Here is a 24,796-nt window from a genome sequence, read left to right on the forward strand (position 1 = left end):
CAATTTATAAGGCAAATTATCGCCTATCTTGCTGATAAATCATAAAAGCGCATATTCCTTACCTGCGTCAGTAAGCAATTAATTAGCTTACAAAACCGTTACATTTTCCCAATCCGATGCCGATAAACGCAATATGCCCGATTTTATCGGGCCTCCTTCGCGTTTCACACCAAGGGATTATGTATGGGTATCTTAAAAAATTTCACCATCCGCGCCGTATTGCTCACCATTCTTGGGCTGTTTTGCCTGCTGTGGTGTGCCGTTGGGCTGTTTAGCGTCCACTCACTGAACGCCCTCGGCGAGGGCAACGAGATTGACCGCCAACTGGTCAATCAAATGACCATTTTAAGCAAAGGAAATGATCAATATTTTCGTGTCGTTACGCGTCTGTCTCGCGTGATGGAAGGCCGCGCCTCAGGCAGCGCAGTCGGTGCTGATGCTTTTACCCCGGTGCAACAAGCGCTCGACAATATGAAAACGCTGCTGGCGCAGTTTAAAACCATGGCGCCAGGTCCGATGGATGCGGAGACCGCCAATAGCGTCATCGCCAACTGGCAAAAACTGCTCGATGAAGGCATCGCACCGCAGGTATCGCTGGCGCAGCAGGGCACGCTTGAAGCCTATCGTGCGCAAGCCAATAACGTCACGCCGCCACTTAGTCGTGCGTTTGGTGCCAGCGCGGAAGCCTTCAATAAAGCCGCAGGCAGCAAACTGGATGAGACGCGCGTCACCGTCGATAAGCTCACCAGCATCACTAAAGTCATTATTCTGGTGGCGGTGGTGATTGGCTTGTTTATCTTGCTGTTTACCGATCGCTATCTGGTGGCGATGCTGGTGAAACCACTGGAGCGTATCCGTAACCATTTCACGATTATTGCGCAGGGCGACCTCAGCCAGCCGGTGGAAGATTTTGGCCGTAACTGCGTCGGCAAGCTGGTGCCGCTGCTGCGTGCCATGCAGGACAGCCTGCGCGAAGCGGTAAGCGCGATTCGCAGCGGCACTGAAAACATTTATCGCGGCGCAGCGGAGATCTCCTCCGGCAACAACGATCTCTCATCGCGCACCGAAGAGCAGGCGGCCGCGCTGGAGCAAACCGCGGCCAGCATGGAGCAGTTAACCGCTACCGTGAAGTTCAACGCCGACAACGCGCGTCAGGCCAGTTCGCTGGCCGAAACCGCTACCGGTACCGCGCAGCAGGGCGGACGGTTGGTGGGCGAAGTGGTTACCACCATGCAAGGCATCTCAGGCAGCTCGAAGAAGATCGCTGAGATCACGAGCGTGATTAACAGTATCGCTTTCCAGACCAACATCCTGGCGCTGAACGCCGCGGTAGAAGCCGCACGCGCCGGTGAACAGGGCCGCGGTTTTGCCGTGGTGGCCAGTGAAGTGCGCAATCTGGCGCAGCGCAGCGCCGGTGCGGCGAAAGAGATCGCCACACTGATCGAAGATTCCGTGCAGCGCGTGGAAAAAGGGTCGGCGCTGGTGAGCAGCGCGGGCAGCACCATGCACGACATTCTTAAGTCGGTGCAGGATGTGAATGAAATCATGAAGCACATCGCTGCTGCGTCAGAAGAGCAGAGCAAAGGGATTTCGCAGGTCGGTACCGCCGTCACCGAGATGGACAGCGTCACCCAGCAGAACGCCTCGCTGGTTGAGGAAGTTTCTGCCGCTGCCAGCGCGCTGGAGCGCCAGACGCAAGAGCTGCAGGCCTCGGTGGCGAAATTCCGTCTATCGGACAGCGCGCCTGTGAATAAGGTCGTGGTATCGCCAACCGCGCTGCGTCGGCCGGTGTTGACCGGCGCAGGCCTCGCACAGCCGAAATCAGCCTCTGACGAATGGGTCTCGTTCTAAACCTCAGATAACCACGCCACCAGTTCCGGCAGGAACGGTGGCGCATCTTTTTCCGCCCGCTGTAACAGGCTGTAGCTTGCGCCGGTCGCCACACTGGTGGCAAACGGCGCAATCAGTCGCCCATTCACCACATCGTTCTGCACCAAGGTGACATCCGCCACCGTGACGCCAAAACCCTGAATCGCAGCGCTGATCGCGAGATCCATGGTGGCGAAATGCTGATTGCGCGCCATTGGCAACGCGGCATCCAGCCCGGCCAGCCAAAGCTGCCAGTCGCGTGAATCCGGCGTGGGATGCAGAAAAGTAAACTTCGCCAGTTCGCCAATCTGCGTGGGCGGCGTGACGCTGCTGGCCATCACCGGCGTTAAACGCTCCTCAAACAGGCAAATCGAACCGGCTGGCGACGGGCCAAACACAATCGCCGCGTCAAAGTTATCGAGCTGTGAGCCATGATCGAGTGTGGTGGTCAACGCTACGTGAATATCTGGCCGCTGCTGTTCCAGCGCCACCAGACGCGGCACCAGCCAGCGCATGGCGCAGGTAGGCGCTTTCAGACGAATCGAGGCGTTGCTGCGGCTGGCTTTTTCTGTGGCATTCACCAGCATGGCGAAACCTTGCTGCAATTCCGGCAGCAGCGCGGCACCTTGTTCGGTGAGATGCAGACCACGGGCGTGGCGGGTAAACAGCGCGAAGCCCAGCCAACTCTCCAGCGTGGCGATTTTACGGCTCACCGCGCCTTGGGTGATGCACAGCTCGCTGGCGGCACGCGTCAAATTGAGATGGCGCGCGGTGACCAGAAACGCGTGGATGGCATTGAGCGGCAGAGCAGAGCGGGACATAACAACCTCAAGCTATGATTTTTAATCATGGCTATTATGACAACAATTCGCTTGTCGACTCAAGCCGCACACCGTTGAATAGAAATCTACTTTCGATACGTGGTTATGCAACCTTACGAGGCACCGATGACCTTGAACAGCAGTGTGAACATCTCTTCCAAACAGCCCGATGTCGGCACGACGATTTTTAGCGTCATTGGCCAGCTGTCGGCGCAGCATAAAGCCATTAACCTGTCGCAAGGCGCACCCAACTTCCCGTGTGATCCCCAGCTGGTTGAGCTGGTCAGCCAGGCGATGCGTGACGGTCATAACCAATACGCTTCAATGACCGGCCTGCCGTCGCTGCGTGAAGCGCTGGCGGAGAAAGTTCACACGCTGTATGGCCAGCACTATGATGCCGGCAGCGAAGTGCTGATCACCGGCAGCGCCAGCCAGGGCATTTACATGGCGATTTCCGCGCTGGTCCACGCAGGCGATGAAGTGATCTTCTTCGAACCGGCTTTTGACAGCTACGCGCCGGTGGTCCGTCTGCAGGGCGCTACGCCAATTGGCCTGAAGTTGCAGGTGCCGGATTTCGCCATCAATTGGGAGGAACTGCGCGCCACCATTACGCCGCGCACCCGCATGATCATTATCAATACGCCGCACAATCCCAGCGCGCAGGTGCTGTCAGCTGCGGATCTGGATCAGTTAGCCGCGTTGACGCGCAACACCGATATTGTGGTGCTGTCTGACGAAGTCTACGAACACATCCTGTTTGATGGCCGTAAGCACTGCGGCATGGCAACGCATCCGGAACTGGCGCAGCGCAGCGTGGTGGTTTCCTCCTTCGGTAAAACCTTCCATGTCACCGGCTGGCGCGTGGGTTATGCGCTGGCACCGGCAGCGCTGATGGAAGAGATCGTCAAAGTCCATCAGTTCATGATGTACGCCGCCGATACGCCGATGCAGGTCGGTTTTGCTCACTATCTGCAAAATCCGCAGAACTATCTGCAGCTGTCGCCGTTCTATCAGGAGAAGCGCGATCGCCTGCTGACCTTGATGGAGGATTCGCCGTTTAAACTGCTGCCGAGCGCCGGTTCGTTCTTTATGTTGGCCAGCTACGGACATTTCAGTGACGAAAGTGATAGCGAAATGGTAAAACGTCTCATCGTCGATCACGGTGTGGCCACCATTCCGCTGTCGGCGTTTTATATGGACGGCACTGACAATAAATTAATTCGCCTGTCATTCGCAAAAGACGACGCAACACTTCAGGCCGGTGCAGAAGCGCTCTGCCAGGTCAAAGGGTAACTTAGGGGTAAATATAATGAAAAAATTGAACGCACTGTTTGTCGCTTTGGGCATGCTGACCTCGGCGCACGCGCTGGCGCAGGAAACCTTACGCTATGGTCTTGAATCACAGTATCCGCCCTTTGAGAGCCGCAACGCGCAGGGTGAACTGGAAGGTTTCGACATCGAACTGGGTAAAGCGATTTGTCAGGTAGGCAACTTCGACTGTAAGTGGGTGGAAAGCAGCTTTGATGCGTTGATTCCGGCGCTGCAGGCGAAAAAATTTGATGCCATTAACTCCGCAATGAACATCACCGAAGCGCGGGCGAAAAGCATCGACTTCACTAAGCCAATCTACCGCATTCCGACCATGTTAATCGTGAAAGAGGGCGAGAAGCTGCTGCCAACCGCCGAATCACTGAAAGGGAAAAACATCGGGGTGCTGCAGGGTTCGATCCAGGAAACCTATGCCAAGAAGCACTGGGAAGCGCAGGGCGTTACAGTGACCTCTTATCAGGATCAGAACCAGGTTTACAACGACATGGTTGCCGGTCGTCTTGACGGCACGCTGGTGATGTCAGCTGCCGGTCAATCGGGCTTCCTCGAAAAGCCGCAGGGTAAAGGTTTCGCCTTTGCCGGCAAGCCGGTAGAAGATGACACCATTCTCGGCACCGGTATCGGTTTTGGTCTGCGTAAAGGCGATGACAAACTGAAACAAGAGCTGGATGCGGCAATCACCAAGGTGCAAGCCGATGGCACCGTCACTAAGCTGGCGGCGAAATTCTTCCCTGGGATTGATGTTTCAGCGAGCAAATAACCTAAAAAAGGTCGCCATGAAGGGCGACCTTTTTTTATTTCGCGGCTAAATAACACAACGCTTCGGCCACCTGATACGACTTCACAAACGAGGGAACCGGCAAAAACTCAAAACGCGAATGGAAATTGTGCGCGCCGGTGAAGAAGTTCGGCGTCAGCAGCCCTTTCGCTGATAGCGCTGCACCGTCGGTGCCGCCGCGCATCGGGATCACCTTCGGTTCCACGCCCACTTGCTCTAACGCGGCAAAAATCAGGTCAATTGCGCGGCGATCTTCACCAATCGCATTACTGATATTGCTGTAAGTATCGTTAATCGTCAGCGCTACATGGCCGGTGGGATAACGCGCGGCGATTTCATCGGCCACTTCCACCAGTTGCTGTTTCTTCGCATCAAAACCCTGCAAATCGAAATCACGAATCGAGGCTTTCAACACCGCGCGGCTGGCGTTGGCATTCATATCGTTAAACCAGATATAACCTTCGCGGCCTTCGGTATGCTCGGGGGTTTTTAAGCGATCGAAGCGGGAGATGAAGTCATGCGCCATCAGCAGCGGATTGACCAATACGCCTTTGCCCGACATCGGATGCGCCGGCACGCCGGTAAACACCAGCTCAGCGGCGGCAGCATTGAAGTTTTCATACACTACTTCACCCAGCTCGCAGCAGTCGATAGTCCAGGCGAAATCGACGTTAAAGCGCTGCTCCAGATCCAGCGCTTTTGCACCGCGCAGGCCAATCTCTTCATCGGGCACAAACGCCACCACGATATCACCGTGATCGCCGCGCAGGTTCTCCAGCAACGTCATCACCACCGTCACCGCTGCTTTGTTATCGGCGCCCAGCACGCTGGTGCCGTCGCTGAAGATAATCTCCTGCCCGAGATAAGGTTTGATCTCCGGATGTTCCGCCACGCGCAGCCAGATGTCCTGCGTGCTGTTAAGGCACAGATCTTCCCCGGTGAACCTGAGGGTTTGCGGGTGGATATCCGGCGACAGGCCAACATCCACGGTATCAATATGGGTGATAAAACCGATACGCGGCGCATCAGGGCGATTGCCGGGTTTCACCGCAGTGACCGTGGCGTGCTGGTCAATCACGATATCCTGCAAACCCAGTTCGCCCAGCTCCTTTGCCAGTAACTCCGCCATCGCATGTTGGGACGGCGTACTCGGCAGCGTGGTTGATTTGGCATCGCTCTGGCTGGAAACCGCCAGATAACGGTAGAAACGCTGGGTCAATTGGCTGGCAAGTTGGTCTGTCATCACAATTCCTTATTAGCATTGCGGCGTCTGTAGTACGCGTGCTGGTTAAATCATGTTATTTATTAATCAGATGAACATTACATAACGAAGCAGACTCATGGAAGTCAATAAAAAGCGAGGATCATGATGAAAAAAATGATGGCAAATCTCACTCTCACTGCAATCGGCTTGGCGGTCGCGGGCGGGGTTTCGGCAAAAACGCTGGTGTACTGTTCAGAAGGATCGCCAGAGAACTTTAACCCGCAATTGTACACGTCGGGAACCAGCGTCGATGCCAGCGCGGTACCGATTTTTAACCGCCTGGTGGACTTCACGCCCGGCACCACCGAACTGGTGCCGAGCCTCGCCGAGAGCTGGGATATCAGCCCGGATGGTAAGGTCTACACCTTCCATCTGCGCAAAGGGGTGAAATTCCAGAGCAACAAGCTATTTAAGCCGTCGCGCGATTTTAACGCCGACGACGTAATCTTCTCGTTTATGCGCCAGATGGATGCCAAAAACCCCTACCACAATGTCTCCGGCGGTAACTATGCCAACTTCGAAAGCCTCGAGCTGGCGAAGCTGATCACCAGCATTGAGAAGGTCGATGACAATACCGTGCGCATCACCTTAGCTCACGCTGAAGCGCCATTCCTCGCCGACTTAGCCTGGTATTTTGCCTCGATCCATTCGGCTGAATACGCCGACCAGATGTTGAAAGCCGGCACGCCGGAGAAGGTCGATATGGAGCCGATTGGCACCGGGCCGTTTGAGCTGGTGCAGTATCAAAAAGATTCGCGCATTCTCTATAAAGCCTTCCCGGAATACTGGCAGGGCAAGGCGAAGCTCGATCGTATTGTCTTCTCGATCACGCCGGACGCCTCGGTGCGTTATGCCAAGCTGGAGAAAAATGAATGCCAGATTATGCCGTTCCCCAATCCGGCCGATCTGGAGAAGATGCGCACCAATCCCGATTTAACGCTGGAACAGAAATCGGGCCTGAATACCGGTTTCCTGTCGTTCAACACCACCAAAGCGCCGCTGGATAACGTCAAGGTGCGTCAGGCGCTGGCGATGGCGATCAATAAGCAGGCGATCATTGATGCCATCTTTAAAGGTACTGGCACGGTAGCGAAAAACATCCTGCCGCCGGACGTGTGGAGTGCGGATAAAGATCTGAAGGATTACGACTACGATCCGCAGAAAGCCAAAGCGCTGCTGCAGGAGGCGGGGATTAAGCCAGGCACCGAAATCGCCCTGTGGGCGATGCCGGTACAGCGACCGTATAATCCAAACGCGCGACGAATGGCGGAGATGATTCAGGCGGACTGGGCCAACGTGGGTATCAAAGCCAATATCGTCAGTTATGAGTGGGGCGAATACCTCAAGCGCGTGAAAGGCGGTGAGCATCAGGCGGCGCTGATGGGCTGGACCACGGCGACCGGCGATCCGGATAACTTCTTCGGTCCGCTCTACAGCTGCACCTCGGCAAATGGCGGCTCCAACTCGTCGAAATGGTGTTATCAGCCGTTTGAGAAGATCATTACCGAAGCGCGCGCCGAGCAAAATCACGACAAACGCGTGGCGCTGTATCAGCAAGCGCAGCAGATTATGCATGATCAAATGCCAGCGGTGATGATTGCTCACTCAACCATCTTCGAGCCGGTACGCAAATCGGTGACTGGTTATCAGGTCGATCCGTTCGGTAAACACATCTTCTACCCGGTGGATATCAAGAACTGAGTCACGGCTTCCAGCGCTGGCGCAGCGGTTCCTCTAACGCATCCAGCTGTTGCAGCAAAAAGGTGAGAAACACATTCAGGGCGGCACTGCGAGGTCGCCCTGATTGCGTCTGCAGCTGCAAGGTGCGCTGGCTCAGCTGATCGATGCCTACCGAGCGCAAAATCAAACCGTGCGTTTCCGCCTCTTGCAGCACGGTAAAGGCGCTGCAAATCGTCACCGACTGCGGCGTGCGCAGCAGGAATTGAAACAACATCGAAAAGGTATCGCAGGTCATCACCGGCTCAACCAGGCTGCCGTTCATGTGGCTGGCGAGCTCAAACAGTTGCCGCACGGTGGTGTTTTGCTGCGGCAAGGCCAGCGGATAGTGACTGAGATCGGCGAGCGTGACCTGCGGCGCGTTGGCCAGCGGATGCGTTTGGTGCATCACGATTAATACCGGTGCCGGCCATGAACCCATCACTTCCACACCGCGCTCAGCGTGAAGACTAAATTGCAGCGCCACGTCACACTCGCCGTTGCGCAGCGCTTCCGCCACGCCTTGCGTGCTGGCGACTTTCACATCAAACAGCACGCCCGGATTGTCATTGCGAAAATCTGCGATCAAACGAGGTAGCAGCGTAAACGCCAGCCCATCGGTGCAGGCCACGCGAATCAACGTGCGGCGCACCGCTTTCAGTCCCTTAATTTCCGCCAGCGCATACTCCATATCCAGCAGATTCTTACGTACGTGATGTGCAAAGATTTCCCCCGCTTCGTTCAACACCATGCCGCGCGCGTGACGCGCAAACAGCGGCACGCCAACCTGATTTTCCAGCCGCTGAATTTGCCGGCTGATCGCCGACACCGCCACAAACAGCTGTTCGCTGGCGGCGCTGAGCGAGCCAGTGTTAGCGACGGCGAGAAAATAGCGGATTTCACTGCTTAACATGCGGATGCCTCATGGTGGTGCATGCCTCGAAATCGGGCAGGCTAGCTTTGCTATAAAAGCAAATCTTACTCGATAAATTGATAATTGTGGCAAAGCAGTGTTTCCGCAAAGATGCCTTAACGACAAAACAATAAAAGACAGGGCAAACATGACAGCACATCAGGCGGTTCAACAAGCCACCGCATATTTTGACAGCGGGGAGTTTCAACAAATTTTGGCGCGTCGCGTGGCGCAACGTACCGAAAGCCAGCGCGACGATCGTGACAGCGAATTACAGCGCTATTTGCAGGATGAGATCGGGCCGCAGCTGATCGCTCTGGGCTTCACGTTGCATTTCATCGACAACCCGGAAGCCGCTAATCGACCGTTCCTCGTGGCGGTACGCATTGAAGATCCCATGCTGCCAACCTTGCTCAGCTATGGTCACGGCGATGTGGTGTTTGGTGATGATGAAAACTGGCGCGACGGCTTATCGCCATGGCAGATGGTTGAAGAGGGCGATCGCTGGTATGCGCGCGGCAGCGCGGATAATAAGGGCCAGCACTGCGTCAATCTGGCGGCGCTGGAGCAGGTGTTTGCGTTGCGCGGCGGTAGCCTGGGCTTTAACTGCAAAATACTGTTCGAGATGGGTGAAGAGATCAGCTCGCCAGGGCTGGCGCAGTTGTGCCAGCAGCAGGGCGAGCTGCTGCAAGCCGATCTGTTTATTGCTTCCGACGGTCCGCGTCTCAATGCGGTTCGTCCAACGCTGTTCCTGGGCTCACGCGGCGCGGTTAATTTCCGTTTGACGGTCAACGCGCGTGACAACGCTTATCACTCCGGCAACTGGGGCGGATTGTTGAGCAATCCGGGTACGCAGTTGGCCAACGCCATCGCCTCGCTGGTCAACGCGCAGGGCGTGTTGCAGGTCGAGGCGCTGAAACCCAACTCTTTGACGCCGCAGGTGCGCGATATTCTGGGCGATACCGAGGTGGGCGGCATGCCGGGCGATCCCGATATCGACGTGAACTGGGGCGAGCCGGGACTGACGCCAACTGAACGCCTGTATGGCTGGAACACGCTGGAAGTGTTGTCGTTTCTCACCGGCAATCCGGCGCGTCCGATGAATGCTATTCCGGGCAGCGCCACCGCCGTTTGTCAGCTGCGTTTTGTGGTGGGTACCGACTGGGAAAATCTCGCCCAGCATGTGCGCGCACATCTGCATCAGCACGGTTTTGACTATGTGGACGTGGAGTTTATGCGCGGATCGCCCGCGACACGCCTTGATCCCACCGATCCGCTGGTCAACTGGGTGCTGACCAGCATGGCGGAAATCAGCGGCAAGAAACCGGCGCTGCTGCCTAACCTCGGCGGCTCGCTGCCCAATGACGTGTTCTCCGACATTCTCGGTTTGCCGACCTTGTGGGTGCCGCACTCGTATCCAGCATGCGGCCAGCATGGCGTCAATGAGCATATGTTGAAATCGATTGCCCGCGAAGGTTTGCAGATTATGACGCGTCTGCTGTGGGATCTCGGCGAGCAGGGAACGGAACTGGTGGCGCAGCATCGTGCGCACGTTGGAGGTGGCCAATGAGTACATTAAATACCACGATGCCGTTGAACGCAGCGAAGCCCAATCTGCACAAAACGCTGTTCGCGACCTGTATCGGTAACGCGCTGGAGTGGTTTGATATCGCCGTGTACGGCTTTTTTGCCAGCTACATTGCGCATGCTTTCTTTCCTACCAGCGATCCGTCGGTTTCAATGTTGCTGACCTTTGGCAGTTTTGGTGTGTCATTCCTGATTCGTCCGCTGGGCGCGATTGTGCTGGGCAACTATGCCGATCGTCACGGTCGAAAAAAAGCGCTGCTGTTATCGATCAACCTGATGATGCTCGGCGGCGCGGTCATCACCTTTATGCCGAGCTACAGCAGCATTGGCCTGATGGCGCCGCTGCTGATTTTGCTGGCGCGTCTGGTGCAGGGTTTCTCCGCCGGGGGCGAATTTGGCAGCTCGACGGCGTTCCTGGTTGAACACTTCCCGGAGCGCAAAGCCTTTATCGCCAGCTGGCAGTTCGCCACGCAGGGCGCCAGTACGTTGATGGCGTCGGCATTTGGACTCGGACTGACGCAGATTCTCAGCGAAAGCCAGATTCAGGATTGGGGATGGCGTATTCCCTTCGCCTTCGGCCTGCTGATTGGCCCGCTGGGGATCTATATCCGACGTCACGTCCATGAACCGGCGAGCTTTGCTGAGCACAAACCGGAAGCCGCGCCGCTGAAAAGTCTGTTTGGTCGCCAGAAGGAGTTGATGCTGTTGGCGATCGGCCTGATGGTGATTTCGACCGCGGTGAACTACATGCTGAACTATGTGCCGACTTACGCCACCAAAAATCTGCACCTGTCGGGCAGCGTGGCGTTTACTGCTACCTTGTTGGCGGGTGTGATTTTGACGGTGGTCACGCCCATTATGGGGTTATGGGCCGAGCGGGTGGGGCGCGTGCCGCTGATGTGGGGATCGTTGGTTTTGCTGATCGTCACCATCTATCCGGCGTTTAAGCTGGTGGTTGATCACACCACGCCGACTACGTTGATTTTGCTGGTGTGCTGGATGGCGCTGCTGAAGTCGATCTACTTCTCAACGGTGCCGTCGGTGATGGCGGATCTGTTCCCGATGGGTACGCGCGCCAGCGGCATGGCGATCAGCTATAACGTGGCGGTTACGGTGTTTGGTGGCTTTGCCCCGCTGATTTGTACACTGTTGATTAGCGTGACCGGCACCAGTCTGGCGCCCGGTTATTATCTGATGGCGATGTCGGTGTTAAGCGGCCTGGCGCTGCTGCGCAGCCAGAAGCGGGTTTTATAAAGGTTTCAGGGTTACAGGTCGCCACTTATGGCGTAATGCTTGTCCGTTAAGAAACCATTTTGCTTTAAATCTGGTGCGGGCTCTGACACATCTGCTGCGTCATGGGCCGTCCTCGCGCCGCTAACGCGGTGCCTTCGGCTTCCACGTCGTGCCAACGGACCGTTCGCGGATCGGCCGTCCTGGCCGCCCCGAACTGCCTCACGCATCCATGCGTGAGGCTCCTGGCCCAACGTAAAAGCCTCAGCGCTGCGGATAGCCCTTTTGCCGCAGCAGACGCGCCAGAGCCTCTGGCAAATGTGCCCTTTTCAGAAACACGCACTGAAGCTTTAAAGCAGGCCGGGGGCACTTTTGGGCAGGCATTCCGCAGCGCTGAACGAAGCGAGGAAGCCAGGAGAGCCCGCAGGACGCGGGCGAAAGGTGGAGCCGGGACAAGGACGTCCCGTCTCCACCGGTCCGTCAGGCAGACGAGCGAAGTGAAGGTACCGCGCTAGCGGCGCGAGGACCGCCGGACCAAAAGTGCCACCGGCCTGCGCCCTCGTCGTTGGCTTAATTGACAAGCATTACGCCATGAATGGCGATCCTACGAGAACTGCAAATACGCCACGTGCGTCTGCAAGAACTCTTCCAAACCGTGACGGCCATCAGCGCCGCCAATGCCCGATTTACGCCAGCCCGCATGGAAACCTTGCATCGCCTCGAAGTTCTCGCGGTTGATGTAGGTTTCACCAAACTTCAACTTACGCAGGGCAACCATCGCGGTGTTGAGGTTCTGAGTGTAAATCGATGAGGTCAGACCATATTCACAGTCATTCGCCAGCGCTATGGCTTCATCAAGGGTTTTAAAGGTCATTACTGGCAGCACCGGACCAAAAATCTCCTGCTGCATGATCTCCATATCCTGACGCACGCCCGTGATAATGGTTGGCTCAAAATAGAAGCCTTTGCTGCCTGCACGCTTCCCGCCCAGCACTACTTTGCCGCCATCCGCGACCGCGTTCGCCACTTTCTGCTCAACGCGTTCCAGCGCGGCCGCAGTAATTAGCGGGCCCATATCGATATCGTTTTGCTCGGCCGGATTACCCAATTTCACCTGCTGCATGGCGGCAGTCAGCGCACTGATAAAGCGATCGTAGATGCCTTCCTGCACGTAAACGCGCTCAGCACAGTTACACACCTGTCCGGTGTTGATCACGCGAGAGCTAACAATCGCTTTAACCGCCAGATCGAGATCGGCATCATCCATGACGATGGCCGGCGCTTTTCCGCCCAGCTCCAGTGATACTTTGGTGACATTTTTCGCTGCAGCTTCCATGGTGGCGATACCGGCGTTGACGCTGCCGGTCAGACTGACCAGGCCGACTTTCGGGTTGCCTGCCAGCTCCTGACCAATCTCCGGCCCATAGCCGTAAACAAAGTTGATCACGCCTTTTGGCAGACCAATTTCATGGATGATGTGCGCAAAAATCGCCGCATTGTTAGGCGTCAGCTCACTTGGCTTGATAACAATGGTATTGCCGGTTACCAGCGCGGGCGCGGCTTTACGTGCAATCAGGAAGAAGGGGAAGTTCCACGGCAGAATGCCGGTGGTGACGCCAATCGCTTTCCTGAACACAAAGATGTTTTCGTTGGGACGATCGCTATTAACGATCTCGCCATCATAACGGCGTGCCCATTCGGCCATGTACTCAAGATAATCAGCGGTAAACAGTACTTCAGTTTGCGCCAGACCCTGGGTTTTTCCGCCTTCGGCGACGATAGTGGCGGTCAGTTCTGGTTCACGCTGACGAATAGCAGCGGCAATTTTGCGCAGCCAGTTGCCGCGTTCAACGGCGGGGAGCGCTTCCCAATCCGGCTGCGCCACTTCAGCAGCGTCGATGGCCTGCGCGGCGTCGTGTTTACTGCCTTCCGGCACGCGCGAAAGTAATGCCTCAGTTGCCGGGTTAATCACTTCTATCCACTTGTCGTTCTGATCGGCAACAAACGCGCCATTAATATAATGTTGATGGTGTGTTGTCATGTGCAGGTTCTCCGCGATCGGTTTCGTTAAAGATTTGTGAATTGCAGAGTGAAACAGATCAGGGCATAGCACCTTTTTGCTATTGCCAATGCAACTTGAGGGATGGCAAAGAAGGGAAGAACAACACGACAGACGCAGCATTCCTGGCGAAATGCCGCGCTTTCAGCGGCTTAGTAGTGATTTAAGGTATGTTAAAAAATGTCAGGAACCTGGCATCGCCGCGCCGCTGACAATAAACCACGCCAAAAAACTGACGCCAGCAATGATGATGGCAATAGGGAAAAGCAGTCCGATTTTCATAGTCATCCCGAGAGTTAAGCGATCTGCACGATCGCGCGATGGGTTTTCATCATACTGAACAGCTGGAATTGCGTGGCGTCGTCGACCTGACGCAGATGCTCACCTTTCTGATAATGAATCGCATGAACGTGACCCAGCTGTCGCCACACCACAATCACCGAAGCCAGCAGGGCGCAATTCTCCTCGCTCTGCACGCAATCCAGTGTGGCGTAATGTGCTTCATCTAATCCATTAATAAAGACGTTCAGCGCCTGCGCCGGCACGATGGCCCGGATGTCATCCAGCATCACGCGGCTCACCGATTGTGACAGCAACAGCCGCAATCTTTTGGTATTCATCTCAATCCTTCGTCCTGATGATTTTCCCAACGTTATACGGATTAAACGCCTGCGGGGAAAGTCTGGTACGCGGCTTTGTGTGACTGCCATGTTAACTGTTGCAGTGGCAGTGAATCAAAAACTGTGCTGATCGGCACAGCATAATAGAAAAATATGTTGAAGAATAAGCCACTTATAAAAATCACCCCGTGACCTGCCTGCGAATGCGATTTTGTGATCCTTATGTTGACGACCCACCGAATTTTGCCAGCAACCTCCGCTTTCCGGCAGCCATCCAAAGGCTGACGAAAAGCTGCCCACCGTAGACTGCCGGTAATCGGGAAACCGCCGGTTTCCTGTTGGCCTCAACCTTACGAAGGAATAACAATGAACAGTGCCATCATTGCAGGTATTTTCTGGCATCTGGTGGGTGCCGCCAGTGCCGCCTGTTTTTATGCTCCATTTAAGCAGGTGAAAAAGTGGTCCTGGGAAACGATGTGGTCGGTAGGCGGCGTTATGTCGTGGCTGATTCTTCCCTGGGCAGTCAGTGCGGTATTACTGCCGAACTTCTGGGCGTATTACGGCAGCTTTAGTTTCTCTCAACTGATGCCGGTATTTCTGTTTGGTGCCATGTGGGGCATCGGTAACATCAACTATGGTTTGACCATGCGCTACCTCGGGATGTCGATGGGCATTGGTATTGCCATCGGTATCACGTTAGTGGTGGGAACCCTGATGACGCCGCTACTACAAGGCCGCTTTGTCGAGCTGTTCAGCTCACCCGGCGGACGCATGACGCTGCTCGGCGTGTTAGTTGCGCTGATCGGCGTGGGGATTGTATCGCGTGCCGGTCTATTAAAAGAGCGGGCGCTGGGCATCAATGCCGAAGAGTTCAACCTGAAAAAAGGGCTGATTCTGGCCGTGATGTGCGGCATCTTCTCGGCCGGCATGTCGTTTGCGATGGATGCCGCCAAGCCGATGCATGAAGCTGCAGCCAATCTGGGTATCAATCCACTCTATGTTGCGTTGCCAAGCTATGTGGTGATTATGGGCGGTGGTGCGTTAATCAATCTGGCTTACTGCTTTATCCGTCTGGCGGTAAAAACCGATATTTCTGTACGCCGTGATTTCTCCGTCGCCAAACCAATGCTGCTGGCCAATATCGCGTTTGCTGTGCTGGGCGGCACCATGTGGTATTTGCAGTTCTTCTTCTACGCCTGGGGACACGCCAAAATCCCAGCACAGTATGACTTCATCAGCTGGATGCTGCATATGAGCCTCTACGTGCTGTGTGGTGGTTTGGTTGGTCTGGTACTGAAAGAGTGGAAATCGGCGGGTCAACGTCCGGTTCGCGTACTGTCACTGGGTTGTGTGGTGATTATCATTGCTGCCAACATTGTTGGATTAGGCATGGCAGCCTGATGTAAAGCCTGACGCCGCTACTGCGCGTCAGGCTTTCACTTTCTCAGCTGAGAGTTCGCGATGCGGCAGGAAACGCTGCCGCCACGCGCTCGGCGTTAAACCAGTTTCTCGCGTAAACACCACTGAAAAGTAGTTACTGTCATCGAAGCCGCAACGCGCGGCCACTTCACTGATTAAGCAATCCTGCGTCCGCAGCAGATACTTCGCCTGACACAGCTGTAGCTGCCGCAGATAGTGTCCCACGGTCATACCGGTTTGCTGGCGAAAAAGCTGCTTCAACGCACGCTCGCTTAACTGATTCTGCTGGCAGAACACCGCCAAATCGAATGGACGGCTGATGGCACCTTGCAGCGCCGACATCAGCAGATCCAATTGTTCACCCTCAGGTAATGCCCAGGGTCGATCGGCAGCATAGCCGTGACGGCGTAAAATCAGCGCGAGTTGCAAAAACAGCGCTTCAGAGAGTTGAATTGATAGCGAATCACTTTTGCGGCTTTCGCGCTCCAACTGGCTAATCACGCCGCGCGCTAACGCCATCCCGCGCGTGGTTAAACGCCAGCAGCCTGGCGAATCCTCTTCTTGCGGCGGCAACAACTGGCTCCAGTCAAGGCCAAGGCGAAAGCGATCGCGGCAGTAAAGAATGTTATCCAGCGCCAGATCGTTGACGCTGTCATAACTGTGGCAGTCGTTATCGTGAATGTAAAAAACGTCGCCGCAGGTTATCAACCATGGACGATCGTTCAACACATGCAGGCCGTTACCGCGCCAGACGATAACGATTTCACTGAATTCATGACGGTGCGGAGGGAAGGAGGGCTGCGGCATGCGCTCGGCCACCGCAATCGGCAGATTGGTGGCCGGAAAATAGTCTTCGCGCGTTAAGATCAGCGACATGAGGAAACGCTCCAGTTATAGCATCTGCTGGCGCTCCGCTCTGGGCGCACAGCCAAATTCCCGCCGGAACAGCGTGGAGAAGTGATTGCTGTCACCAAATCCACACTGGTAGGCGATGTCTGTTATGCGCATATCGCTATGACGCAGTAAATGCCGCGCCTGTAACAGGCGAAGCCGATTCAGGTAACGCTGCGGTGTATTACCGGTTTGCTGCTTCATCTGGCGGTGCAGAGTGCGCAGCGACAATGAAAAACGATCGGCTAATGCATCCCACACAATCTCTTCACTGTAGTGCTCATTGAGCCAGTCGAGCAACCGATGTAAGCGTGCTTCCTGATCCTGTAATTGATCGTTGTGAGCTGCTTCGCGCAACAACACCAGCAGTTGCAGAAAAAGTTGCTCCTGGCGTGCGTGACGTTCCAGTGACCACACATCTTGCTGCTTCATCTGCGTAACGATTTGTAGCGCCTGCGCCATCACCTTGTGATTAATGCGCCAGTGCGACGCGTAGTGATCCTCTTCTTCGCGCGGCAGGAGCGCCTGCAAACCCGAGAGAAAACGAAATGACGCCGGACTGCGATACAGCACGTTGGTCAGGCACAAATTTTCCGTTTGCTCATAAAGATGACGATCGTGATCGCGCACAAAGCATACGCATCCTGCGGATAAAGCTTGTGGCTGACCGTTAAACACATGAATGCCAGAACCGTGTTCCACCAACACGATTTCATGGAAATCATGATGGTGCTCCGGAAATGCCTGCTGCGGCACACGCGGCTCGATGGCGATGGCGTAATTCCCTTCAGGGAAGAAATCTGCGCTATGTAGAACGGTCATGATTCGCCTCTTAATTAACTCAACCGTTGCCGAGTCTACGCAGGCGCCCCGCACCTTACCTTGAATTTTCATCTTAGTGACGCAGGAAAATGGCTAATTTTTCAAGATCTCACCGGCGATTGACAGAAATGCGGCAAGGCTCACATCTCGCCACTTGTGTGGTTCTGTGAGCTTTCTCACGAACTTCTTTGTCAGCCTGCCAGTGACTATTACGCACTGGCAGTAAGGGGAAGGTGGCAAAAAGCGGAGATTTCTAATCTGTAGTCATCTCATTACAGGAAGAACACGCCATGAGTATGCGTAACATTGTTGCCATTGATTTAGGCGCATCCAGCGGGCGCGTGATGCTCGCACAATGGAGTTCAGCGAATCAGCAGATCAGCCTGCGCGAAGTGCGTCGCTTCACCAATCAGCGTGTGCGCCGTGCAGATTATGATTGTTGGGATTTGGATCGACTGGAGCAAGAGATTCGTTTAGGGCTGGCCCAGCTTGATGATGAAGGCATTGTGCCGGACAGCATTGGCATCGATACCTGGGGCGTTGATTTGGTGTTGCTGGATGCCAACGGTGAACGCGTCGGCGAGGCGGTAAGTTATCGCGATAAGCGTACAGAAGGGCACATGGCTCAGGCCATTAACGATCTCGGCAAAGGAGCAATCTATCAGCGCACCGGCATTCAATTCTTGCCGTTCAACACCCTTTATCAACTGCACGCACTGCATCAGCAGCAGCCAGATTGGCAGGAAAAAGTGCAGTATGCGCTGATGATTCCTGACTATCTGCACTATCGCCTTACCGGCCAGATGAACTGGGAATACACCAACGCCACCACCACACAACTGCTCAATATTCACAGCGGCGAATGGGACAGCGATTTGCTTGCGTGGGCTGGCGTGCCGGCTAAGTGGTTCGGCAAACCCACATCGCCAGGTAACACTGTCGGTTACTGGACCAGCGCCAGCGGCAACCACGCTCCGGTGATCGCGGTTGCGACTCACGATACGGCGAGCGCGGTTTTGGCCACCCCGTTAATGCAGGATGATGCCGCTTATCTCAGCTCGGGAACCTGGTCACTGATGGGGATTGAGAGCTTGCAGCCTTGTGTCAGCACGGCGGCGCTCAATGCCAACGTAACCAATGAAGGTGGAGCAGAAGGCTACCGCGTTCTGAAAAACATTATGGGTTTGTGGCTGCTGCAACGTGTCTGCACTGAGCTGCAAATCACCGATCTCTGTTCGCTGATCAAAGAAGCCGCAAAAGAGCCCGCCTGTCGTGCGCTGGTTAACCCCAATCACAGCCGTTTTATCAATCCAGACAGCATGGTTCAGGAGATTCAAAACGCCTGCGCCGAACAGAACATGCCCGTACCGCAGACGCCGGCTGCGCTGGCTCGCACCATCTTCGACAGTCTGGCCTTACTCTATCGCCAGGTTATTGGCGAACTCGGCACACTGCGCGCGGCACCGCTGCGTCAACTGCATGTGGTGGGCGGCGGCAGTCAGAACCCGCTGTTAAATCAATTGTGTGCCGATGCCTGTCAGCTGCCGGTATTGGCGGGGCCGATTGAAGCCTCGACGCTCGGCAACGTCGGCTGCCAGCTCATTGCTTTGGGCGAACTGCGTGACGTCAGCGATTTACGCCGCTGCATTAGCCAAAACTTCCCGTTAGAAAAATTTGAACCGTTGAACAACAGCGCCTTCGCTGCCCATCAGGCACGCTTTGCCGCGCTCAGCCAACCTGCTAAGGAACTTGCATATGACTAAGCTGATTGAACAGGCCTTCGAACTGGCCAAACAACGTTACGCCGCCATCGGTGTGGATGTGGAACAGGTAATGGCGCAGCTGGATGGCATTCCGGTCTCGATGCACTGCTGGCAAGGTGATGACGTGCGCGGCTTCGAAAATCCGAACGGTGAACTGACCGGCGGTATTCAGGCTACCGGCAACTATCCGGGACGCGCCCGTAATGCTGATGAGCTGCGCTCTGATGTTGAAAAAGCGATGTCACTCATTCCGGGTGCTAAACGCCTCAACCTGCATGCGATTTATCTGGAGAGCGATAAGCCGGTCGACCGTGATGCGATTGAACCGAAACACTTCAGCAACTGGGTGGAATGGGCCAAAACGCACAAGCTGGGCCTCGATTTTAATCCAAGCTGTTTCTCCCATCCGCTGAGCGCCGATGGCTTTACCTTGTCACACGCCGACAAAGGGATTCGTCAGTTCTGGATCGATCACTGCAAGGCCAGCCGTCGTATCTCTGCACACTTTGGTGAGCAACTGGGTACCGCATCCGTTATGAATATCTGGGTGCCGGACGGAATGAAAGATCTCACCGTCGATCGTTTAGGACCGCGTCAACGCCTGGCGAGTGCGCTTGATGAAGTGATCAGTGAAAAACTCAATCCTGCGCACCACATTGATGCGGTAGAGAGCAAACTGTTTGGCATTGGCGCAGAGAGCTACACCGTGGGTTCCAATGAATTCTGCCTGGGGTATGCCAGCAGCCGCCAGACCGCGTTGACTCTGGACGCCGGCCACTTCCATCCAACCGAAGTGATTTCCGACAAAATTTCCACGGCCATGCTCTATGTGCCGCGCCTGCTGCTGCACGTAAGCCGTCCGGTGCGCTGGGACAGCGATCACGTGGTGATTCTCGACGATGAAACCCAGGCCATCGCTACCGAAATCGCACGCCACAAATTGTTCGACAAGGTGCACATCGGTCTCGACTTCTTCGATGCGTCAATCAACCGCATCGCGGCGTGGGTAATTGGGACACGCAATGCCAAAAAAGCGCTGCTGCGTGCTCTGCTGGAACCTACCGACCAGTTACGCAAGCTGGAAAGCGAAGGGGATTACACCGGCCGCCTGGCGATGCTGGAAGAACAAAAATCGTTGCCATGGCAAGCGGTGTGGGAAGCCTGGTGTCTGCGCCACGATGTCCCTGCTGATGCCAGCTGGCTGAGCGAAGTCCGTCATTATGAACAACAAACACTGCGTCAACGTTAAGGGACACACCATGCAAAATATCCTCTCTTCCGCTTTTGTTCAGGGAATGGTTAAAGCGACCAGCGACATGTGGTTGAAAGGCTGGGATGAGCGTAATGGCGGCAACGTCAGCTTACGTTTACTGCCGGAAGAAGTTAAAGATTTCGCCGGTGATTTCTATGCCGAGCCGCGCTGTATTGAGCTGACCAAACCTGCTCCAGCGCTGGCCAATGATTGGTTCCTGGTCACCGGATCGGGTAAGTTTTTCCGTAACGTTCAGCTCGACCCGGCCGACTGTCTGGCGCTGCTGCAGGTGGATGACAAAGGCTTGTCATACAAAATCCATTGGGGTTTGAGTAACGGTGGCCTGCCAACATCAGAGTTGGCAGCTCACTTCCAGTCGCACAGCGTGCGCAAGCAGGTCTCAAACGGCATTGATCGCGTCATCATGCATTGCCACGCCACCAACTTTATGGCGCTGAGCTATGTGGTAAATCTGGATTCCGCACGATTCACACGCCTGTTGTGGGAAGGCAGCACCGAATGTCTGGTGGTGTTCCCGGATGGCGTAGGTATTCTGCCATGGATGGTGCCCGGTACCGATGGAATTGGTCAGGCAACGGCAGACGCAATGGCAAATCACAGCATTGTGATGTGGCCGTTCCATGGCATCTTTGGCGCGGGTCCAAACCTCGACGAGACTTTCGGCCTGATCGATACGGCGGAGAAATCCTCCGAAGTGGTGGTAAAAGCGCTGTCAATGGGCGGCATTCGTCAAAGCATCACCACTGAGCAGCTGATCGCGCTGGGTGAACGCTTCAACGTTAAGCCGTGGCAAGCCGCGCTGCAGGCGGAGCGCAGCGATGTTGCGTAAAGCCTTTGTGATGCAGGTGCATGCACACTGCCACGATGAGTATCTGCGCCGTCATACGCCAATTTGGCCGGAGCTGGCTGAGACGCTAAAAGCGCATGGCGCGCACAATTACGCTATCTGGCTGGATGCTGAACGCAATCTGCTGTTTGCCAGCGTGGAAATTGAGTCTGAAGCGCGCTGGGAAGCAGTGGCAAAAACGGAAGTGTGTCAGCGCTGGTGGGCATCGATGAAGGATTTAATGCCATCGAATCCGGATAATAGTCCGGTGAGTGCAGCGTTGAAACCGATGTTTTTCCTGCCTTAACGCGCGCTCACCTCAGTATTTGTACGGAGGCAATAATTTTAGGCCGACACGGAAGTCGGCCTGAATTTTATTTGGTGCTCAATTCACAATATCCCGCCAGAGCGGGCCAGATTGCCATCTGCGTATCCACGATCTGGTCAAGGTCCTCACGATTAGCGCCTTCACGCGCACGCACCGACATGCCCTGCAGTAAACACGCCAGGTAGCGGGCTAACCTTGCACTATTGGCACATTGCGGTAACTCGCCGCGCTGCTGCCGGGTATCAAGAAATGCTTTTAACGCTGATTCCTGCGCGTGATGCTGTTGAGCCAGCATTTGCGCCACTTCTTCTGAGCCGGAAGAGAGCGCGCTCGAGGTACAAATAAAGAAACAGCCAGCAGGCTTATCACATTCGGTGAAGCATGCGGCGGTTGCGCGAAAATAGGCTTCAATGGCCGTTTTCACGTCTAAAGCATCATCATTTAGCACGGCGTTGCGTTGTGCGCTGAACGTTTCAATGTATCGCTGCATCGCCGCACGGAATAACCCTTCTTTATTTTCAAACTCAGCATAAAGGGTTGGGGCCTTAGCGCCGGTAGCGTTAACCAAATCGGACAGCGAAGTGCCTTCATAGCCATGCGCCCAGAACAACATCAATGCCTTGTCCAGGGCATCGTTGCGATCAAACACTTTCGGACGGCCGCGCGTTTTCCTGTTCACCACATCGATAACTTCTGTCATTGGGCACCTCAAAGCGTAAAAACACCCCATTAAATTACCGATCATTAAATAAATATGCAAGCGCAGCCCGGAATGAGTCTATTCGTCTTTGCCCGTTTGTGCTTTTGGCTTGCGAAAGCACCCAAATGGATAAGTCAAAAAGGGCTGGGAAGCCCATAATCACGCCACTTCCGATTAAAATAATGACCGTTAATAAAATGATTGACGCGCGGACCCATTCGGCAGTAGCATTTAATTAACGGTTGTTAACTTAATCGCGACCGACCCCAATTCACCTGTTTAAGAGAGCAAAATTATGAAAAGCATCAAACTGACTTTGGCCGCTGTAGCATTGTCTTCAATCGCGTTTGGTAGCATGGCTGCAGACTTAGTAAACGAAGCGCCGCTGAATCAACAACAAATTGGTGTGGTTAGCGCATCAGGTAGCACTAACCTGACATCGCTGGAGAATCAGCTAGCGGAAAAGGCCAGTGCTGCCGGAGCAAAGTCATTCCGCATCACTTCGACCTCTGGCAACAACAAGCTAAATGGCACAGCAGTAATTTATAACTAAGAGAATTGAGCGGAGGGCAATTAAGCATTCCGCAGGAAGTGAATAAAAGGCTTCAGAAGATAACCTTCTGAAGCCTTTTTTCTTATCCGTTAGAACGCAGCTGTGGATAGCGGCGGAAGATAGCGATACACCAGAACAGTGCGGCAAGGCCAATAATGCCGCCGACGTTACCGACATCCGACATTTGCATATGCAAACTGACCTGATTACCCAGCAGCGCACCCGCGCCGATACCGATGTTGTAGATACCCGAGAACAGCGACATCGCGACGTCGGTGGCATCCGGTGCCAGCGCCAAAACGCGCACCTGCATCGCCAGACCAATCATCATCATTGCCATGCCCCAAACGATGCACAGCACGGTGATTGCAGCGGGACGTACTGCAGCAAACACCAGCAAGCCCATGCTTAGGGTGATCATCGCAATTGCAGCGATCAGCATCGCAGAAGGGAATCTATTGCCCAGCGTACTAAACAGCACGCTGCCGAGAATGCCCGCTGATCCAAACAGCAGTAACAGTAGCGTGGTGAAATTATCATCGGCATTAGCCACCACCTGCATAAACGGTTCGATGTAGCTGTAAGCGGTGTAATGCGCCGTCACCACCACGGTAACCAGAACGTACATTGCCACCAGCGCCGGACGGCGGAATAGCATCGGAACGCTGCTCAGTGAACCCGTGTGCTCGCTCGGCAGACGCGGCAGTATGCGCATCAGCAAAATCAGCAATACCAAAGCAGACAAGCCGATCATGCCAAAAGTAGTGCGCCAGCCAAGATATTGACCGACGATACGCCCAATCGGCACGCCCAGCACCATCGCCAGCGCGGTACCGGTTGCCAGCATACTCAACGCCTGAGTTTTCTTGCCTGCAGGCGCCACGCGAATGGCCAGCGAAGCGGTAATTGACCAGAACACGGCGTGCGCTAAGGCAATACCGATGCGCGAGATAACCAGTGAGGTGAAATCCCATGCCAAAGACGAGAGCACATGGCTGGCAACAAACACAATGAACAACACCGCCAACAGCAGGCGACGCTCAATATTGCGCGTTAACAGCATCAACGGCAGTGACAATAGCGCGACAACCCACGCGTAGATGGTCAGCATAATGCCAACATCGGCAGTCTTCATGTCATAGCTGGCGGCGATATCCGACAGCAGACCGACAGGCACGAATTCTGTGGTGTTAAAGACAAAAGCAGCAATAGCCAGCAGTACAACGCGTAGCCAGGCCGTTTTACGGGAAACAGTAGTAGATTGCATGGAGTTCAAATCTGTCAGACGGCAAATGAAAGGGCAAAAAGCACCCCAGAAAGTGACCGGAGTCACAAATTGCCGCTATTGTGGAGCATTAATGAGCGGAGGGAAACCGTTTGTCGGGCTTTTATTACTGAATATTTTTTATCAAGAGTGGCGTAATTAATAGCCTGAGGTTTTTACGCTTTCTGTCATCAATACGAGAGCGAGCAAGATTAACAACGGGGGAGAAAGAGGCAACTGGACCTGACGCCACCTTGAACGCCTTGGAAGGTCCAGTTATTATTACACTTAAATTTATAATTATTATGAAACGCCGCAGTGCTGCTTAACAAAAGAGTTAGGTCTGCTGACCACTCTCACATCATGATTATCAGAGTCGCACCATATGTTTTAGTGCCACACTATTCTGAGTCGTCATGTTTTTTTTTAACCCCACCGGACAGCAGTGCTCGCAGCCCAGCGCGCTGGCATAAAATTTACGCGCTTGCTGAATGGCGGCATTTGGCGTGTAGAAAGTCCCAAGGAAACGGCGTGCCTCATCGGCGGGTAGGTACGGGCATCCCGTTGCGTGTACTACATGGTTGTCGTTATAGCCGGCATGCTTATCGACGTAATAATAGAGTCCCATCTATCGTCCTCATTGCTGTGAAATAATAAAAGTCTAACTATTGTTGGAATGGAATGAATTATAGCGACGAATGGCCGTTTTGTTTTATCTGGGACTGTGAGATCACCGGATGGCGTGGACTTGATGAGAGAACGGGGCGCATT

At 54.7% G+C, this 24,796-nt stretch carries 23 protein-coding genes; 12 read left to right on the forward strand and 11 right to left on the reverse strand.

The features are described 5' to 3' along the window. Positions 1 to 183 precede the first annotated feature (183 nt). The gene (locus tag Q3H59_RS09965) at positions 184 to 1,851 is read left to right on the forward strand and encodes a methyl-accepting chemotaxis protein (RefSeq protein ID WP_192411791.1); all 1,668 of its coding nucleotides are present in this window, start codon (positions 184 to 186) and stop codon (positions 1,849 to 1,851) included. On the opposite strand, the gene Q3H59_RS09970 is transcribed toward Q3H59_RS09965, so the two are convergent. Beyond that, a complete protein-coding gene (locus Q3H59_RS09970; protein ID WP_192233938.1) occupies positions 1,848 to 2,690 on the reverse strand; it encodes a LysR substrate-binding domain-containing protein in 843 nt (280 codons plus the stop codon). The genes Q3H59_RS09965 and Q3H59_RS09970 overlap by 4 nt on opposite strands. Positions 2,691 to 2,816: 126 nt before the next feature. On the opposite strand from Q3H59_RS09970, the gene Q3H59_RS09975 reads away from it, so the two are divergent. Beyond that, on the forward strand, positions 2,817 to 3,983 hold the full coding sequence (locus Q3H59_RS09975; protein ID WP_280171721.1) for a methionine aminotransferase: 1,167 nt from the start codon (positions 2,817 to 2,819) through the stop codon (positions 3,981 to 3,983). 16 nt (positions 3,984 to 3,999) lie between these two features. Continuing rightward, positions 4,000 to 4,779, forward strand: a complete 780-nt coding sequence (locus Q3H59_RS09980) for a transporter substrate-binding domain-containing protein (protein WP_110866208.1) — start codon at positions 4,000 to 4,002, stop codon at positions 4,777 to 4,779. Positions 4,780 to 4,813: 34 nt separating this feature from the next. On the opposite strand, the gene pepT is transcribed toward Q3H59_RS09980, so the two are convergent. After that, complete coding sequence (gene pepT / locus Q3H59_RS09985; RefSeq protein WP_137385839.1) at positions 4,814 to 6,040, reverse strand: peptidase T; 1,227 nt, start codon at positions 6,038 to 6,040, stop codon at positions 4,814 to 4,816. Between the two features lie 126 nt (positions 6,041 to 6,166). Here pepT and Q3H59_RS09990 point away from each other — a divergent pair, with 126 nt between their 5' ends. Then, positions 6,167 to 7,762 (forward strand): ABC transporter substrate-binding protein, encoded by a 1,596-nt coding sequence (locus Q3H59_RS09990; protein ID WP_217547524.1) that lies wholly within the window; start codon positions 6,167 to 6,169, stop codon positions 7,760 to 7,762. Position 7,763: 1 nt separating this feature from the next. On the opposite strand, the gene Q3H59_RS09995 is transcribed toward Q3H59_RS09990, so the two are convergent. After that, positions 7,764 to 8,690, reverse strand: coding sequence for a LysR family transcriptional regulator (locus Q3H59_RS09995; RefSeq protein ID WP_309834562.1), 927 nt, complete (start codon positions 8,688 to 8,690; stop codon positions 7,764 to 7,766). 148 nt (positions 8,691 to 8,838) lie between these two features. On the opposite strand from Q3H59_RS09995, the gene Q3H59_RS10000 reads away from it, so the two are divergent. Then, positions 8,839 to 10,260 carry a M20 family metallopeptidase gene (locus Q3H59_RS10000; protein WP_309834564.1) on the forward strand — a complete coding sequence of 474 codons (1,422 nt, stop codon included), beginning with the start codon at positions 8,839 to 8,841 and terminating at the stop codon, positions 10,258 to 10,260. After that, positions 10,257 to 11,531 (forward strand): MFS transporter, encoded by a 1,275-nt coding sequence (locus tag Q3H59_RS10005; protein ID WP_110866203.1) that lies wholly within the window; start codon positions 10,257 to 10,259, stop codon positions 11,529 to 11,531. Before Q3H59_RS10000 ends, Q3H59_RS10005 begins: the two co-directional genes overlap by 4 nt. Before the next feature lie 580 nt (positions 11,532 to 12,111). Here the strand turns inward: Q3H59_RS10005 and aldA are convergent. The 3 genes from aldA to Q3H59_RS10020 form a co-directional block, all read right to left on the reverse strand. Further along, positions 12,112 to 13,548 carry an aldehyde dehydrogenase gene (aldA, locus tag Q3H59_RS10010; RefSeq protein WP_222233400.1) on the reverse strand — a complete coding sequence of 479 codons (1,437 nt, stop codon included), beginning with the start codon at positions 13,546 to 13,548 and terminating at the stop codon, positions 12,112 to 12,114. A gap of 201 nt (positions 13,549 to 13,749) precedes the next feature. After that, entirely contained in the window at positions 13,750 to 13,848 is a 99-nt protein-coding gene (locus Q3H59_RS10015; protein WP_137385834.1) for a YoaK family small membrane protein, read from the reverse strand. A gap of 14 nt (positions 13,849 to 13,862) precedes the next feature. After that, positions 13,863 to 14,186 (reverse strand): hypothetical protein, encoded by a 324-nt coding sequence (locus tag Q3H59_RS10020; RefSeq protein WP_101764337.1) that lies wholly within the window; start codon positions 14,184 to 14,186, stop codon positions 13,863 to 13,865. Positions 14,187 to 14,552: 366 nt separating this feature from the next. Between Q3H59_RS10020 and rhaT the strand changes: the two genes are divergently transcribed. Beyond that, positions 14,553 to 15,587, forward strand: a complete 1,035-nt coding sequence (gene rhaT, locus Q3H59_RS10025; RefSeq protein ID WP_101764338.1) for an L-rhamnose/proton symporter RhaT — start codon at positions 14,553 to 14,555, stop codon at positions 15,585 to 15,587. A gap of 27 nt (positions 15,588 to 15,614) precedes the next feature. On the opposite strand, the gene rhaR is transcribed toward rhaT, so the two are convergent. Together rhaR and rhaS are read right to left on the reverse strand one after the other, a co-directional pair. Beyond that, the gene (gene rhaR / locus Q3H59_RS10030; protein ID WP_277975436.1) at positions 15,615 to 16,481 is read right to left on the reverse strand and encodes an HTH-type transcriptional activator RhaR; all 867 of its coding nucleotides are present in this window, start codon (positions 16,479 to 16,481) and stop codon (positions 15,615 to 15,617) included. A 15-nt stretch (positions 16,482 to 16,496) separates the two neighbouring features. Continuing rightward, positions 16,497 to 17,318 carry an HTH-type transcriptional activator RhaS gene (gene rhaS, locus Q3H59_RS10035; protein ID WP_222182158.1) on the reverse strand — a complete coding sequence of 274 codons (822 nt, stop codon included), beginning with the start codon at positions 17,316 to 17,318 and terminating at the stop codon, positions 16,497 to 16,499. A 290-nt stretch (positions 17,319 to 17,608) separates the two neighbouring features. Here rhaS and rhaB point away from each other — a divergent pair, with 290 nt between their 5' ends. The 4 genes from rhaB to rhaM are packed head-to-tail and all read left to right on the forward strand — an operon-like array spanning position 17,609 to position 21,487. After that, a complete protein-coding gene (rhaB, locus tag Q3H59_RS10040; protein ID WP_309834573.1) occupies positions 17,609 to 19,081 on the forward strand; it encodes a rhamnulokinase in 1,473 nt (490 codons plus the stop codon). Continuing rightward, positions 19,074 to 20,330 (forward strand): L-rhamnose isomerase, encoded by a 1,257-nt coding sequence (locus Q3H59_RS10045; protein ID WP_176970493.1) that lies wholly within the window; start codon positions 19,074 to 19,076, stop codon positions 20,328 to 20,330. Before rhaB ends, Q3H59_RS10045 begins: the two co-directional genes overlap by 8 nt. Positions 20,331 to 20,340: 10 nt before the next feature. Beyond that, positions 20,341 to 21,183, forward strand: coding sequence for a rhamnulose-1-phosphate aldolase (gene rhaD, locus Q3H59_RS10050; RefSeq protein WP_101764343.1), 843 nt, complete (start codon positions 20,341 to 20,343; stop codon positions 21,181 to 21,183). Beyond that, positions 21,173 to 21,487, forward strand: a complete 315-nt coding sequence (gene rhaM / locus Q3H59_RS10055) for an L-rhamnose mutarotase (protein ID WP_008108878.1) — start codon at positions 21,173 to 21,175, stop codon at positions 21,485 to 21,487. The genes rhaD and rhaM overlap by 11 nt, the downstream gene beginning before the upstream one ends. A 67-nt stretch (positions 21,488 to 21,554) precedes the next feature. Here the strand turns inward: rhaM and Q3H59_RS10060 are convergent, their stop codons facing one another. Beyond that, entirely contained in the window at positions 21,555 to 22,208 is a 654-nt protein-coding gene (locus Q3H59_RS10060) for a TetR/AcrR family transcriptional regulator (RefSeq protein ID WP_222182152.1), read from the reverse strand. Between the two features lie 295 nt (positions 22,209 to 22,503). On the opposite strand from Q3H59_RS10060, the gene Q3H59_RS10065 reads away from it, so the two are divergent. Then, positions 22,504 to 22,761 (forward strand): YdgH/BhsA/McbA-like domain containing protein, encoded by a 258-nt coding sequence (locus Q3H59_RS10065; protein WP_101764345.1) that lies wholly within the window; start codon positions 22,504 to 22,506, stop codon positions 22,759 to 22,761. 82 nt (positions 22,762 to 22,843) lie between these two features. Here Q3H59_RS10065 and Q3H59_RS10070 read toward each other — a convergent pair whose 3' ends face one another. Further along, complete coding sequence (locus tag Q3H59_RS10070; RefSeq protein WP_101764346.1) at positions 22,844 to 24,028, reverse strand: sugar transporter; 1,185 nt, start codon at positions 24,026 to 24,028, stop codon at positions 22,844 to 22,846. Between the two features lie 367 nt (positions 24,029 to 24,395). Beyond that, entirely contained in the window at positions 24,396 to 24,653 is a 258-nt protein-coding gene (locus tag Q3H59_RS10075) for a hypothetical protein (RefSeq protein ID WP_101764347.1), read from the reverse strand. Positions 24,654 to 24,796 lie beyond the last annotated feature (143 nt).

It is taken from the genome of Pantoea sp. SORGH_AS_0659 (genome assembly GCF_031453915.1).
Classification (GTDB): Bacteria; Pseudomonadota; Gammaproteobacteria; order Enterobacterales; family Enterobacteriaceae; genus Pantoea; species Pantoea leporis.

Excerpts from the sequence above, each read along its gene's own strand:
- Q3H59_RS09965 (WP_192411791.1), top strand. The coding sequence starts at position 184 with ATGGGTATCTTAAAAAATTTCACCATCCGCGCCGTATTGCTCACCATT.
- Q3H59_RS09990 (WP_217547524.1), top strand. The coding sequence starts at position 6,167 with ATGAAAAAAATGATGGCAAATCTCACTCTCACTGCAATCGGCTTGGCG.
- Q3H59_RS10015 (WP_137385834.1), bottom strand. The coding sequence starts at position 13,848 with ATGAAAATCGGACTGCTTTTCCCTATTGCCATCATCATTGCTGGCGTC.
- rhaR (WP_277975436.1), bottom strand. The coding sequence starts at position 16,481 with ATGTCGCTGATCTTAACGCGCGAAGACTATTTTCCGGCCACCAATCTG.
- pepT (WP_137385839.1), bottom strand. The coding sequence starts at position 6,040 with ATGACAGACCAACTTGCCAGCCAATTGACCCAGCGTTTCTACCGTTAT.
- rhaM (WP_008108878.1), top strand. The coding sequence starts at position 21,173 with ATGTTGCGTAAAGCCTTTGTGATGCAGGTGCATGCACACTGCCACGAT.
- rhaB (WP_309834573.1), top strand. The coding sequence starts at position 17,609 with ATGAGTATGCGTAACATTGTTGCCATTGATTTAGGCGCATCCAGCGGG.
- Q3H59_RS09970 (WP_192233938.1), bottom strand. The coding sequence starts at position 2,690 with ATGTCCCGCTCTGCTCTGCCGCTCAATGCCATCCACGCGTTTCTGGTC.
- Q3H59_RS10000 (WP_309834564.1), top strand. The coding sequence starts at position 8,839 with ATGACAGCACATCAGGCGGTTCAACAAGCCACCGCATATTTTGACAGC.
- Q3H59_RS10005 (WP_110866203.1), top strand. The coding sequence starts at position 10,257 with ATGAGTACATTAAATACCACGATGCCGTTGAACGCAGCGAAGCCCAAT.
- Q3H59_RS09995 (WP_309834562.1), bottom strand. The coding sequence starts at position 8,690 with ATGTTAAGCAGTGAAATCCGCTATTTTCTCGCCGTCGCTAACACTGGC.
- Q3H59_RS10065 (WP_101764345.1), top strand. The coding sequence starts at position 22,504 with ATGAAAAGCATCAAACTGACTTTGGCCGCTGTAGCATTGTCTTCAATC.
- Q3H59_RS09980 (WP_110866208.1), top strand. The coding sequence starts at position 4,000 with ATGAAAAAATTGAACGCACTGTTTGTCGCTTTGGGCATGCTGACCTCG.
- rhaT (WP_101764338.1), top strand. The coding sequence starts at position 14,553 with ATGAACAGTGCCATCATTGCAGGTATTTTCTGGCATCTGGTGGGTGCC.
- Q3H59_RS10020 (WP_101764337.1), bottom strand. The coding sequence starts at position 14,186 with ATGAATACCAAAAGATTGCGGCTGTTGCTGTCACAATCGGTGAGCCGC.
- Q3H59_RS10070 (WP_101764346.1), bottom strand. The coding sequence starts at position 24,028 with ATGCAATCTACTACTGTTTCCCGTAAAACGGCCTGGCTACGCGTTGTA.
- Q3H59_RS09975 (WP_280171721.1), top strand. The coding sequence starts at position 2,817 with ATGACCTTGAACAGCAGTGTGAACATCTCTTCCAAACAGCCCGATGTC.
- Q3H59_RS10045 (WP_176970493.1), top strand. The coding sequence starts at position 19,074 with ATGACTAAGCTGATTGAACAGGCCTTCGAACTGGCCAAACAACGTTAC.
- aldA (WP_222233400.1), bottom strand. The coding sequence starts at position 13,548 with ATGACAACACACCATCAACATTATATTAATGGCGCGTTTGTTGCCGAT.
- Q3H59_RS10060 (WP_222182152.1), bottom strand. The coding sequence starts at position 22,208 with ATGACAGAAGTTATCGATGTGGTGAACAGGAAAACGCGCGGCCGTCCG.
- rhaD (WP_101764343.1), top strand. The coding sequence starts at position 20,341 with ATGCAAAATATCCTCTCTTCCGCTTTTGTTCAGGGAATGGTTAAAGCG.
- rhaS (WP_222182158.1), bottom strand. The coding sequence starts at position 17,318 with ATGACCGTTCTACATAGCGCAGATTTCTTCCCTGAAGGGAATTACGCC.
- Q3H59_RS10075 (WP_101764347.1), bottom strand. The coding sequence starts at position 24,653 with ATGGGACTCTATTATTACGTCGATAAGCATGCCGGCTATAACGACAAC.